Here is a 14,807-nt window from a genome sequence, read left to right on the forward strand (position 1 = left end):
TTATTGGTAAACGCGTACATAATCAATTTCCATTGTGTCTTGAGTAAATGCGGGATCTATATCTCCACCTAAAGCACCACCCATAGCGATATTTAATATCATAAAGAAATCTAAGTTATACGGTGTATCTGGTGAATTAGCAAACGATAAAAACACAGTATCGTCAACTAACAGTTTAATTTCACTTGTAGTCCACTCCACGGTATAATTATGAAATTCTGTTGTGGATGTAGCATTTGGGATGCTACCTATATCGGCATCTCCACCAAAATTACCAGGTCGATGTAAAGCGCCATAAGTTGTTGCTTTATCTTGACCATTTTGTTCCATAATGTCAATTTCGCCACAAGCAGGCCAATCTACTATATCAAAATTAGCACCTAACATCCAAATTGCCGGCCAAGTACCTTGAGCATTTGGTAATTTCGCTCTAACCTCAACACGACCATAAGTAAACTCATATAGGTTTTCAGATTTTAATCTTGCAGATGTATAACCTCCATTTTCTGCTATTGCCGTAATTTTAAGGAATCCATCTTCTACAACAGCATTATCCGTACTATTGGTATAGGTTTGTAACTCTTGGTTTCCCCATCCACCAGCACCTATATCATAGGTCCATTTTGTGGCATCTGGTGCTCCGTTAGTATCGAATTCGTCAGACCAAACTAAACTATTAAAGACAGATTCAAATGCCTCACCTTCAGTTGGTTTACTTGAAGTAAACACTTGATACCAAGCGGCACCACCTCCTTTTTCAATTATTCTTACATGTAGCTTATCTTCAGAAACTGAAATAATATCATAAGTGCTTGCACCAACATACCAGCCCATAAATCCGCCATCAGATATTTCGAAAGCAGTACCTCTGTATGGTTTTTCGTTATAAGATCCTTCTGTAGCCGCTTTTGAAGAAGACGGTAAAAAGGAAACGTTTTTAACACCAAACATTGTCGTTGCTACAGATTCATCATGACACGTATCGCCATCCACACCAATGGCACCAGCATATGTACCAGGAACAAATGCAGGACCAACTGTTTGCTCGAATGTTAATCCTTTTTCAGTACGTGTAAAAACAAACTCATTATCATACATACAAGATTTTTCTTCATCCCAAGGTTGAATAGCATTCCACCAAGCTTCATAAGCAAATTCACCATTACCATAATCATCTTCAACAGGTCCTAAGCCTACATGAAGAGGTATGTTTGCTGCCCAGTACCATTTTTTAGAATCGTTAACCAATTCACCTGCCAAAAAGTTTTCAACCTCAACATCTGAGAATGAACTAAAGACTTCAACCTCCATAGATGTACTTGAAGTAACGCCACCAGTTCCTACAGCACTAACTACTACCGTATAGGTGTTTACTCCTGTTACGGTAAAACGATGTTGAATTGTGCCAGCAGGTGCTACACCCGTTTTTCCGTCGCCAAAGTTAAATTGATATGTTATTTCATTATTTGAAGTCGCTGTAAAATTAACAAACCCACTTCCATCTCCGTAAGGGTTATCGGCATCTAAACCAACAACTTCAGCACTAATAGTAACGTTTGATGGAGTTATAATGTCACCTATTGATGCATCATCCTCTTGACAGCTAGTAAACACTAGAGTAAGTGCCAATAACAATCCAATATAATATTTAAAGTTTTTCATTTTTTCCATTTTTAATTCTTTCATGACTCCCTTTTTATTCTAAAACCAACGATACATCATCAATATTAACCATACCAACTTCGGCTCCTAAATCAAATATTACACGTGCATTAGCATCACCAAATTCTGTTGCTGTGAAACTATACGTATATGTTGCTCTTGTTGTTGTTATAGCTACATCTTCAGTAGTATTAGTCCAAGGGTCTGCACTTAGTCCTATTCCTGCAATTATAGATCTATTTACATCTGACCAAGCATCAAAAGTTAGCGTGTATGTTTCACCTTGAATAATTTGCACTTTTTGACTTAAATTAACATCATAAGGATTTCCTGCACTTGCTACATTAACTGAATAATATGTGTTGTCTCCTTCTGTAACAACTGGTGCAGAAGAGTTATCATCAACACCTATTAACCATGAATCACTTCCGTTTTCGAAATCTGGATTAGCTAATAGATTAACAACGACACCCTCACCACCACTTAAAATCACGTTATCTATATTTACAATGCCAACTTCGGCTCCTAAATCAAATATTACACGTGCATTAGCAGCTCCAAAATCTGTTGCTGTAAACGTATATGAATAGGTAGTTCGTGTTGTGGTGATATTTACATTTTCAGTAGTATTTGTCCAAGGATCTGCACTAAGGCCTATTCCTGCTACTATTGATCTATTTCCGTCTGACCAGGCATCAAAAGTTAAGGTATATGTTTCGCCTTGTGTAATTTCTACTTTTTGACTCACATTAACATCGTATGGGAATCCGGCACTTGTAACATTAACTGAATAAAACGTGTTATCGCCTTCGGTAACTACTGGTGCAGAAGAGTTATCATCAACACCTATTAGCCATGAATCACTTCCGTTTTCAAAATCCCCATTAATTAATAAATTATCCGGTGCAATTGTTCCTGCCTTATAGAAATACAGATTATCTACAAAAATAGTTCCACCTCCAGAAGGCACACCATCAAACTTAAATTGAATGATATCACCAAAATTTAAAGCAGGATTAGCGTCTGTAAAAAATGAAATAGGAATATCGAAAGATGTCCATTGATCTTGAATTAACGCTAAATCGTAAGCCGCTTCATTTGGACCAGAACTTATTGGTGAAAGTTTAGCGCTAAAATTAGCATCGGCAGTCCAAACATCAATATGTATAAATTCCATAGCAGAAGCATCTACTGCAACCGTATTAAAATCGATACCTTGATAGGTTAAATCACCATATTGTATAACATTATTTCCAGCTACTTCAATTTGTGTATATGTAGTTGTTTGTCCCCAATTAGGATAATAATCTATTGGATCTGGGTTTACATAAGAATCGCTGTAAATAGAAATTACATCGCTTTGTGCTCTATTTGGAGTGGGAGCAGCGGTTAGTGGTTGTAAAATAGCTGTAACTATAAACTCCTCTGAATATTCCACTGTTTCAATGGCAGCACTCATAGCTACCACCTTAATCGTGTATGTACCGGCTTCTTCATATTGATACGAAATGGTTTCGTCTATATTCATTACAACAGGATCTGTTTTTCCTGCTTCACCAAAATACACCTCAAAAGCCGTTACAAAATCAGCTGTTGCAGAAACGTTTACTTGTTTTGAAATGGCTGCATCATTTTCAATAGTTACCATTAAATTTTCCGGAGCTTTAAACGATACCACAACATTTTGTGTCGCTGCGGTAGTTAATCCGTTTAGTCCTACAGCTGTAATAATAGCTTCATAAGTTCCTTCTTCGTAAATGTGATCTACACCATTTCCTGGAGTGATACCTTCTTCAATCTCAGAACCATCACCAAAACTAACGTTATAACTTACAGCGCCTTCTGCTAAGGGTGTAATAGTAACTAATCCCGTATTATCTTGTGTAACACTTATTGTAGCAGAAACACTTGCAGGTGCAGCAATAGCATCTACATAATCGGTATTATCATCTTCAACACAGCTAATAGCAATTAGCGCAACAAGACATAAATTGAATACATTTTTTATAATTTTCATCATCTTATCTTTTTATTAATAATTAGGGTTTTGCTCCCAGTTTCCGTTTGAAAATTGAATTTCTTCAATTGGAATTGGAAATACTTCATTTTTACCTGTAGTAAACCCGTCTATTTCTGTTCCTCTACCTGTTCTTACTAAGTCGAAAAAACGATGACCTTCACCAACTAGTTCTACACGTCTTTCATGCGCAATAGCATCAGTAAGTACAGCTCCTGTAGAGGTTACCTCATTTGGCTCACCAAAAGCTCTAGCTCTAACTCTATTTAAATAACCTTGAGCTTTAGAATCATCAATATCCCCACGGTTATACGCTTCTGCTGCCATTAATAAAACATCAGCAAAACGAATGGCTCTGTAATTATTTGGATTTGTTAGGTTTGGATCTCCTGTATTTAAATCGCCTTTTCTAGCTATATATTTTCTGTTGAAATAGCCTGTGTGCTCATTACCTTCGCCATAAGTAGCATCATTTGTTGCCGCCCAAGCTTCGATATCTAGAATAGCGACACTTTTACGTGAATCTCCAGTTTCAAATTCATCAACCACTTCTTGTGTTGGTACGTTAAAACTAAAACCAGAATCGAAGAACGGCCCTGAATAATTTCTTATACCATTAAAACCAACAGCAACGTTACCCTCACTACACTGTAAACAATCGAAACCAGCACCTTCCGCATCAGAATATTGTACTTCAAAAACAGATTCGATATTATTTTCACCTGCATTTTCAAAAATGGTGTTGTAATCATCTACCAAATCATAAGGCCCTTTTGCTATTAAATCATCAAGAACAGTAGCTGCAAGTGCAAATTTATTTTGATATAAATATGCTTTTCCTAAAAGTGCTTGTGCAGATCCTTTAGTTGCTCTTCCTGTTTGTGGTGCTGTATAATTTAAATTAGCTGCGGCATATTTTAAATCGGTTTCAATTAAAGCATAAACATCTGCTACTGGAGAACGAGGAATAGATGTTTCGTCTCCTAATTGAAAACGCGTTTCTTTTAATGGAACAGGGCCAAACCATTTTACCAATTCAAAGTAGTAATATGCTCTTAGAAAATGAGCTTCACCAAGAATAATTTCTTTACTCTCAAAGTTTGTTTTATCTTGAAACTCTAAAATAAAATTAGCTCTATTGACACCTGCATACATCCATTCCCATAATTTTCTTAATTCACTATTTACAGGTGTATGAATCATGTCATCAATTTGTTGCCAGCTTACTACATCTGTTGCGCTCTCGCCACCTGCCAATGTATTATCTGAGGCTATTTCGCCCATAATAACATTTAAATAGGTAGATTGTAATAAATCGTAAGCACCAATTAAGGCATTATAATAATCAGTTTCAGAATTGAAATAGCTCTCAGAATCAATACTGTATCTATCTACTTCTTCTAAATAATTGTCGCTACAAGAAAAAATTGCAAATAGGCATAAGCAGGCAATTAAACTTGTTGTTATTTTGTTTATATATTTTTTCATCTGTAAATGTTTTATATTGAAAGGTTTAAGCCTAAAATAAACTGTCTTGAAATAGGGTAAAAACCATAATCTATACCTCCACCAATAGCATCGCCATTAGTTGCAGCTGGATCGTAACCATTATATTTAGTAAATGTAAACGCATTATTTACTGAAGCATATAATCGGAATTTACTAATTCCTAGTTTTTCAATTACAGCTTGCGGTAGTGAATAGCCTAACTGAATATTTTGAATTCTTAAGAACGAAGAGTCTTCAACATAAAAATCTGAAAACAATTTGTTGTTTGTAACACCTAAAGTTGTTCTAGGTACCGTATTGCTTGTACCTTCGCCTGTCCATCTATTTAAGTATAAATTTAATCGGTTTACATTTGGTTGATCACGTTCGTAGTTACGAACCGTTTCTTTTCCTAATTCGGCATACATATAGGCGCCAAAATCGAAATTTTTATAATCGAAGTTTAAATTTAGACCCATAATATAATCGGCTTGAGGTTTACCTAGATATGTTCTATCTGCAATAGTAATTTCATTATCGCCATTAGTATCTACAAAACGTATATCGCCTGGTGCTGCAGCAGCGCCAAGACTAGTTTGTGATGGATGCGCATTAACCTCTGCTTGATTTTGGAAAATTCCATCTGTTTTAAGACCGTAGAAATATCCAATAGGTTGACCAATTTCCATTCTAGAGATAGATGGTTGTCCTACACTGAAGGAACCACCTTCTGGAATAACGCCTCCGTTAATATCTGTAACTTCACCATCAATTTTGGTTACGTTATAGCTTACGCCAAAAGAAAATTTATCTGAAAGTGTTTCTTTATAATTTAGAAAAAGCTCAATACCTTTATTTCTTGTTGTACCTGCATTTACTGTTGGTAAACCGGCACCAGGAGCACCGGCACCTATAATTCCTGAAACAGGAAAACCTTCAATCAATAAATCATTTCTGTCTTCAACAAAATAATCCGCAACTATTTCAAGCTTATTATTAAATAGATTCATATCTAAACCTATATCCAATTTTTCGGCAGTTTCCCATTGTGCATCCGGATTTGGAATTCTACCATTTGCTGTTCCTGTTACTAATGCGCCATCAATAACATAAGTTGCTTCTCCGCTTAATAAAGCTCTATATAAATCATCTCCAACATTATTACCTAAAGTACCGTAACTGGCTCTAAGTTTTAAAAAGTTTATCGTTTCAGAATCTTGTAAAAAATCTTCATCTGAAATTTTCCAACCTGCAGTAGCAGACGAGAAATAATCTATTCTATTCTCTGGTGCAAAATCTGAAGCACCATCTCTACGAATCATTGCAGATAGCAAATATTTGCTTTTAAAATCATATTGAACTCTACCAAAAAATGAAGATAATCTAGTATCATAAATATATGAACTAGTTGATTTTGCTTCACTCAATCCGTTTGCTAATGAAATATCAGCAAATTCCCAAGAGTTATTTGGTACATCGAAACCAGTTGCTTGAAGATTATCGCCCCATGCACGTTGTGCACTAGTACCCAAAGTGAACGTGGTATTGTGGTTTTCTCCAAACACTTTATTATAAGTTGCAAAAGTATCCCAAGTATAAGTGTTATTTGTGTTTTTTGTTTGTGTAACACTACTTCTATCATTATTAAAAACTTTACCAGATCCATAATTTACACTAGGAGAAAATTCTTTTTTATCATCATTATAAGCTTTTAAACCTATACGTGATGTTATTTTAAAACCCTCGAAAGCTTCATATTCTAATTGAAAAGTACCTTCAATAGCGTTACCTGAATACTTATTATATGTATTTGCTATTTGAGAAATTGGGTTAACCACTTCGTTTCCTAAAAAGCCTGATGTATCTTGTTGATCTAGGCTATAAGTAGGTGCGTAGTTTAATGCATTAAATAAAGGCGTTCCTAACGCATTTTCACCAATAGTTTTTCTGTTATTATTAAAGTAGTTAGCCGATGTAGTAAACTTTAATTTATCAGAAAGCTCGAACGTTAATTTAATTTTAGCGTTTGCTCTTTGAAAATCAGATTTATCGCTAGCAACAATACCTTTCTGCTCTAAAACCGAACCACCAAAGTAATAGGTGCTTCTTTCGCCACCACCTGTAACCGATAAACTATGATTAGTAATTGGTGCTGTATCGAACAATTGCTTTTGCCAATCGTTTCCTGTACCTAAACCACTTACGTTTGGGAATGGTAATGTTTGACCATTTGCAGCATAGCTTTCGTTTAAAATTAAAGCATATTCGGTAGCGTTTAAATAAGGTAATTCGCGAGTAGTTTCTTGAATACCTGTATACCCGTTGTAACTAATTTTAGCTTTTGAATTTTTCTTACCTGTTTTTGTAGTTACTAATACTACACCGTTTGCACCTTCAATACCATAGATAGCTGCTTGTGCATCCTTTAAAATAGAAAAGGTTTCAATATCACTAGGGTTAATAGAGTTTAAATCACCTTTATAACCATCAATAATAATTAAAGGACCATTATCTCCGTTAGAACTTACACCACGAATTAAAATATTAAATCCTCCACCAGGAGATCCTGAAGGCGCGGTAACAGAAACTCCAGCTGATGTACCTTGTAATGCTTGAGCTGCATCTATAGGCCTTAAATCTTCTAGTGTTGCAGCACTTACAATAGATACAGCACCTGTAACGTCTTTCTTTTTCTGCGTACCATAACCTACAACCACAACTTCATCTAGCTGAGCTAAATCCTCTTGTAGTTTAATTGCTAAATTGTTGTTGTTCGATATTACTATTTCCTTAGTTACATAACCAATAAATGTAACCATAATAGTAGTTCCTTTTTCCACTCCTGTTAAGATAAAGTTACCATCAAAATCTGTTGTGGTTCCTCTAGTGGTATTCTTAACAATGATGTTCGCTCCAGGAATAGGTAAACCCGTTTCATCCTGAACGTTTCCGCTTATATCTATATTCTGTGCACCTGCAAAGGTTATAAAGAATAAAGCTAAAACTTGTAATAGCGTGTGTCTCATAAATATGTTAGTTTTTGTTTAAGGTAAAATTAAGAAGACATTAAGGTTTAATTAACAAAAAACACCCAAACAAAAAATATACATGATAAAAAAAAGCAGTAAATTATAGTAATACCCCAATAATTATAGGCTTTTATTATCAAATTACTCTTTAAGCTAAAAAAAGTTAAAAAGTTAAAAAACACTCAATGTTGTGGTGTTGTATAGGTAAAAACTTAAGTTGTTGTGGATATTAAATTTCTAAAATATAATTAGTAAGGCTAGATTCGTGTGATAAGTCCATTTTCTTTCTTAACCTGTAACGTTTAACCTCTACACTACGGGTCGAAATATTTAATAAAGGTGCTATTTCTTTTGAAGATAAATTTAAACGTAAGTAGGCACAAAGACGTAAATCGTTTGCTGTTAAACTTGGGTGCAAAGTTTTAATCTTTTTTAGAAAATCTTTATCGGCATTATTAAAGGCTTCTTGAAACAGATTCCAATCATCGGAATTATTAAGATTTTTATCAATAATTTTTATAACCTTATTTAGGTTTTTACCCTCTACATTTTCTAGTTCTTTTTTTATGGTATTTAAAAATTCGTTTTTCTTTATAAGATTCATTGTAGAGATGCCTAATTCTCTATTTTTAGTTTCAATATCTTCTCTTAATTTATCGTTTTTAAAACGCATTAATTGCTGTTTATTCTCTAATTCTTTAAGGTTTAGCTCTCTTGTTGTTCTTAACATGAGTCTTTCGCGCTGTTTTCTATAATAGCGTTTATAAATAGTATGCATTAGTAACGTAAATAACAATAAAGTAAGCAAATAAAGCGCAAAAGCTAGGTTTGATAAATACCAAGGCCTTTGAATATGGAAGGTATATGATTTTGTACTCTCTGTAAATTGATAACCAACTCGACCTCTTACGCTAAAGGTATAATCTCCAAAGGGAAGGTTTTTAAATAAAACGGTACCGCTACTAGACCAATCGCTCCAAGTATTATAGATACCTTCTAGTTTATATTGATATTCTGGTTTTTGAATTTTAGAAAACTCCGAAATACTATAAGAAAATTGAATGTTATTTTCGTTATTTTCAAATTTTGGATTAGCAGTAATATCTACCAATTTAATGGTATCATTAACTTGTGAGGTACTTACTTTTATTTGATTTAAGGTTATATCATGATTTTTATTACCCAATTTATCTAAGTCTAAAACAATATATCCGGTTGTAGATCCAAACAAATATTTTTGATTTCCTATATGCGTCACACTTTCATAGTGCAAAACATCTTTTCTTAAATCCTCAGAAAAAGAGATACTTTTAATACTGTTTTCGCCACTTAAACTAGATAATGTAGCATACTTAATACCTTGAGCAGAAAAGCTCCATAATTTGTTAGTTAAACTATCGGAAACAATTACACCGGAACTAAAATTATCCTTATCGATTAACCGACTTAATACACTATCCTTTGCAAACTTATTAGAATCCCTTTTATATTTAAAAACACCTTTATTGTTTGAATACAGTAAATCACTATAATGTTTAGTTAAGCTAGAATTAAGTTTAATAGGCATTGAGCTATCTTGATTAACTTGTACTGTTTTGGTAAATTCTTTATCAATTTTTATACTAAATGAACCCTTGTATTCATGAACCAAGTAGACGCTATTACTGTCAATAAACTCGAAGAACCTACTAGAAATATCAAAACCTTTTATTTTATTTCTAAATTGCCATTGCCCATTATTTTTTTCAAGAATATTTAAGCCATTATAATTACCCTGAATTAGTAAATCTTTGTGATTTGAAATTGGCTTTATTTGCCAAGTACCTTGCACGTTAGCTATTTTAGTTGCTTGTTTATTATTAACTATAAATGTTCCGGAATTATGACCACAAAACAAGGTATTATCAATAATATCTAAACACCAAACTTGCCCTTGTGTACCCTCTAAAAATTCTACATTTTCATTACTATATAATGGTTTACAGAATAGTCCTTGATTTGTACCTAAATAAAGCATGTTATTATATACTTTAGAGGTGTAAACACTACCTATCATGCCACTATAATCGTAATAAATATGATATGGCGATTTAATATTTATACAATTTATTCCGTTATCTAAACCCAACCAAATATTATTATCGATATCCTCATAAAGGGCCAAAATAGTATTATTGGTTAATCCGTTACTTTGGTTAATTTTATAATTAACATCGCCATTTTGAGTAATATGAATTAGGCCGTTAGAAATAGTACCAAGTACAAAGCTTCCATCTTTAAGCTGAATACTACTAAATACACTTATGTTTTTTAAAACGGCTGAAGCAGAACTAATCCAAGGTTTTAACTGATTATTTATTAGTTGAAAAAAGCCATTGTCTTGAGTAAGAATGATAGGAACTCCATTAGAAGTAAAAATGTTTACAATAACATTGTTTTTAATAATAACATCGTTAGAAACTAAAACACTATTACCATTTTCTATTTTATACAACCCATTATTTAAACTTTGAAAATAGAAACTAGAATCTACCTTAAACAGCCTAGAAATTTTAGTTGGGGAATTAATAATATTATAACTACTTGTTACTTTATTAAAAATAATAATACGATCTAGAGATTGAAATAATATGGAATTATCGATAGACATGATGTTCCAAAACTCCTCATCTTCCAATAAATCGACCTTTAAACTTTTAGAAATCGATGTATACTTTAAAGCACCGTAGTTATTTTTTTTCCAGAAGCCAAAATCGTGATAACTGCCCGTATAAACTAAACTATCTATAACATGAACCGACCTAATATTGGTTTGGTTTGGCGAATCGTATACGGTCCACTTGGCACCATTGTATTCCAATAAGCCTTTACTATTAGCAATATATATAAACCTACTGTTAGCCTGAGAAATAGACCAATTTTGTGGTTCGGCACCATAATCTTCTGGATAAAAAACATTTATTGGTGGTCTTTCTTGAGTTGTTGCATTAAGAAAAAATAAACACAATAAAAAAGAGACTACGTATTTGCAATATTTCACTAGGTTTAGTTTTGTTTTGTTACCAAGGTAGTAAAAACAAGAGGTATAAGCAACACTGTATAGTTTATGTATTGCTAAATTGATATGTTATAAAAGCAAAAAACCTTCTAAATAGAAGGTTTTTTGTATATTTTTTTACTGTGTTTATGTAGTAAATTATTCTTTAGCTTTTGAGATACGCCCACCTAAAATTTTACTTTCTTCAATTTCTTCTGGGTTTCCGTAAATTAAAATTTCGCCACCAGCTCTAACCTTAGCTATTACTTTTTTAGTTGCATTTACTTGGGCTTCGCCAGCTGCTCTAATTGAAACCTCGGTAACTTTAGTACTTAAATCTTTACCGTTGTAAATACCTCCTGTGTAAATTGAAATATCTTGGTTATTTGATTTACCTGATGCTTTTACAGAGCCTCCAGTAACGGCACGCACATTGGTGTATTTAACAGCGACTTTTACATCGATACTTGCACCTTCTTGGGCGTTTAAATCTATTTCGAATTGCTCGATAACATCATTGGAGTGTACTTTTGCACCTTCATTAACATCGATAACATCTAAATTGGTGTAATATAATTTTACTTTAGTGTTATTACCATCAAAAGCTTCTTCAAGCTTCATTTTAATTTTTAAAGTACCGTTTTTATTATTTACTAAAACATCGGCAGCGTTTTTTCCGGTAACGGAAACTTTATCGATATCTGATTTGATAAGTTCTACTTCTATTAAATCGTAAACTTTTAATTCGCTAAACTCTCCAACGGTTTTTTCTATTGGGTTTTGTGCTAAACACACCGTTGTTACAAATAGTACAACTACTTTAATTAAGGTTTTCATGAGTGTTATTGTTTTTTGTTTAACGCAAAACTATCAAGATTTATTCCATAAGTTATTTACTTTATGAAAACTTTATAATACGCTGTTATAAAACGTTTACTGCTGTACCTGTAACAGATATAAAATAATAGGATCCGGCTTCGGTTTCCATATCTAATTGAATGCCTACAACCGCATTGGCTTTTAATTTAGCTGCATTCTCTTTTAAATTTTGAAACGCTTCTTCTTTTGCTTTATTAATAACCTCTGCAATTAAAGCATTGTTTTTTTCGGTTTTAAATGAAAAGGATGTTTTAATAACACTTGATACACCTGTTACAATACCTAAGTAATCGTTAATTTTAAAACCTTCTATTGAATGTGTTGTTGTTAATATCATGATTTTTATTTTGTTTAAACACGTTGCTCGCGTTAGGGATTGAGGCTTTGTTGAAGCTCTTTTTGTGTTGTTGCACGTATGCAACACAAAAAAGCGACTGCCGAAAGCCCGACCCTTGTGGTAACGCCCAAATTGTTATAAATATGTTATTGCTGCGGTTTTCCTAATAGGTTAAAATCGAGGTGTTTTTTAACTAAATCGGTATTTTTAACTTTTACGACTACCTCGTCGCCTAGTTGATAGACCAAACCGTTGTTTTTACCCACCATAGCGTATAGATCTTGATCGAAGGCGTAATGATCGTCCTTCATGTCGCGAACGCTTACCATACCTTCGCATTTGTTGCTTACAATTTCTACATAGATTCCCCAATCGGTAACACCTGTTATTACACCCACAAAATCTTCGTCTTTATGATCTTCCATAAAACGAATTTGCATGTATTTAATAGAATCGCGTTCGGCTCTGGTTGCTAAACCTTCCATATTACTGGAGTGGTTGCATTTCTCTTCGTAAATGGCTTCGCTAGCCGATTTTCCGCCATCTAAATAGTGTTGTAACAACCTGTGCGCCATAACATCTGGATAACGACGTATTGGTGATGTAAAGTGGCTATAATAATTGAATGCTAAACCGTAATGCCCAATGTTATGGGTGGTATATTCGGCTTTACTCATACTACGAATAGTTAAAGTATCGACTAGATTTTGTTCTTTTTTTCCGTTTACTTCTTTTAATAAATTGTTTAAAGAAGCGGTTGTGCTCTTACGATCTTTAAAATTAAGTTTGTAACCAAAACGGCCTACTACATTTTGTAATGAGGCTAATTTACTATCGTCTGGCTCGTCGTGAACACGGTAAACAAAGGTTTTTTTAGGATCTTGTTTACCAACAAATTCCGATACTTTTCGATTAGCTAAAAGCATAAACTCCTCGATAAGTTTATTGGCATCTTTACTTGTTTTAAAGAATACCCCTACCGGATTTGCTTGCTCATCTAAATTGAATTTTACTTCTACCTTATCGAAAGATATGGCGCCATCGCGCATACGTCTGCCTCTCATAATTTTAGCTAATTCGTCCATTTTTAAGATGGCATCGGCTAATTTTTGATCGGTTTGATATGTTTTTCCTGTTAATGAAACTTCGGCAGGAATGGTATTTGTTTTAGATTCTATGACTGCTTGAGCTTCCTCGTAAGCATATCGAGCATCGCTATACGTTACTGTTCTACCAAACCATTGGTTTTTAATTTCGGCTTTATCATTGATTTGAAAAACTGCCGAAAAGGTATATTTCTCCTCATGCGGACGTAATGAACAGGCATTGTTTGATAATACTTCTGGAAGCATAGGTACAACACGATCTACTAAATATACAGAGGTTGCACGCTCGTAAGCTTCATCGTCCAGCACAGTGCCTTCTTGTAAATAATGTGATACATCGGCAATATGGATTCCTATTTCGTAGAGTCCGTTATCGATAACTTCAAAAGATAAGGCATCATCAAAATCTTTAGCATCTTTAGGATCTATGGTAAAGGTTAAATCTTTACGCATATCACGACGGTTTGCTATTTCTTTTTCGGTAATTGAAGTATCTATGTTATTTGCAAATTCTTCAACCTCGTGAGGGAATTCTAATGGTAATCCGTATTCGGCTAGAATAGCATGAATTTCGGTATTATGTTCACCTGGTTTACCTAATACTTTTAGAATTTTACCGTTTGGAGAATCTGATTTTTCTGGCCAATCTTCTAGTAATACTAATACTTTATCGCCATCTTCGGCCTTATTAATTTTGTTAATTGGTACAAAAATATCTTTGTACATTTTATTACTATCTACTACTACAAAAGCAAAATTCTTTTTTTCGTGAATTTGAATAACGCCCACATACTCTGATTTTGCACGTTTTATTATATTGGTAATTTCGCCTTCCGATTTACCACGTTTTTTACGTTTATAAGCGTAGAATTCTACTTCGTCGCCATGTAAAGCTTTATTAATATTATTGGATGCAATAAAGACATCGTCCTCAAAATCATCGGAAATAACATAACCGTTTCCTTTAGCGCCTAAATCTAGCGTACCAATATGATATTCTGTATTTACTACTGCTTTAAATTTACCGCGTTCTACTTCTTCTAACTCTTGTTGAGCCGTAAGTTTAGCCAGTGTTTTTATAATTTGATTTCTGCTACTAGCATCGTTTACACCAAGTTTTGCAGCAATTTGTTTGTAGTTAAAACTTTGGTTTCTTTCTTTTTTTAATATACTTAAGATTGTATTTGTAAGGTTGGAAATGCCATTCTTTTTGGACTTTCCTTTTCTTTTTTTACTCATTTAATTATTGTAA

General features: G+C 33.6%; 8 protein-coding genes. All 8 read right to left on the reverse strand.

Features of this window, described 5'->3' with window-relative positions; genetic code table 11:
• The 8 genes from HNQ90_RS01015 to rnr all read right to left on the reverse strand — a co-directional run bounded on the left by HNQ90_RS01015 (position 1) and on the right by rnr (position 14,794).
• Positions 1 to 1,686 (reverse strand): family 16 glycosylhydrolase, encoded by a 1,686-nt coding sequence (locus tag HNQ90_RS01015; protein WP_241678307.1) that lies wholly within the window; start codon positions 1,684 to 1,686, stop codon positions 1 to 3.
• A gap of 10 nt (positions 1,687 to 1,696) precedes the next feature.
• A complete protein-coding gene (locus HNQ90_RS01020) occupies positions 1,697 to 3,682 on the reverse strand; it encodes a carbohydrate binding domain-containing protein (protein ID WP_144114802.1) in 1,986 nt (661 codons plus the stop codon).
• A gap of 12 nt (positions 3,683 to 3,694) precedes the next feature.
• Entirely contained in the window at positions 3,695 to 5,167 is a 1,473-nt protein-coding gene (locus HNQ90_RS01025) for a RagB/SusD family nutrient uptake outer membrane protein (RefSeq protein WP_144114803.1), read from the reverse strand.
• An 11-nt stretch (positions 5,168 to 5,178) separates the two neighbouring features.
• The gene (locus HNQ90_RS01030) at positions 5,179 to 8,193 is read right to left on the reverse strand and encodes a SusC/RagA family TonB-linked outer membrane protein (protein WP_144114804.1); all 3,015 of its coding nucleotides are present in this window, start codon (positions 8,191 to 8,193) and stop codon (positions 5,179 to 5,181) included.
• A 232-nt stretch (positions 8,194 to 8,425) separates the two neighbouring features.
• Positions 8,426 to 11,236, reverse strand: coding sequence for a helix-turn-helix and ligand-binding sensor domain-containing protein (locus HNQ90_RS01035; protein WP_241678308.1), 2,811 nt, complete (start codon positions 11,234 to 11,236; stop codon positions 8,426 to 8,428).
• Between the two features lie 156 nt (positions 11,237 to 11,392).
• The gene (locus HNQ90_RS01040) at positions 11,393 to 12,070 is read right to left on the reverse strand and encodes a head GIN domain-containing protein (protein ID WP_144114805.1); all 678 of its coding nucleotides are present in this window, start codon (positions 12,068 to 12,070) and stop codon (positions 11,393 to 11,395) included.
• Between the two features lie 85 nt (positions 12,071 to 12,155).
• Positions 12,156 to 12,449 carry a YbjQ family protein gene (locus HNQ90_RS01045; protein WP_144114806.1) on the reverse strand — a complete coding sequence of 98 codons (294 nt, stop codon included), beginning with the start codon at positions 12,447 to 12,449 and terminating at the stop codon, positions 12,156 to 12,158.
• Positions 12,450 to 12,595: 146 nt separating this feature from the next.
• Positions 12,596 to 14,794, reverse strand: coding sequence for a ribonuclease R (gene rnr, locus HNQ90_RS01050; protein WP_144114807.1), 2,199 nt, complete (start codon positions 14,792 to 14,794; stop codon positions 12,596 to 12,598).
• Positions 14,795 to 14,807: the final 13 nt, after the last annotated feature.

Source organism: Algibacter amylolyticus (assembly GCF_014202225.1).
Lineage (GTDB): Bacteria > Bacteroidota > Bacteroidia > Flavobacteriales > Flavobacteriaceae > Algibacter_B > Algibacter_B amylolyticus.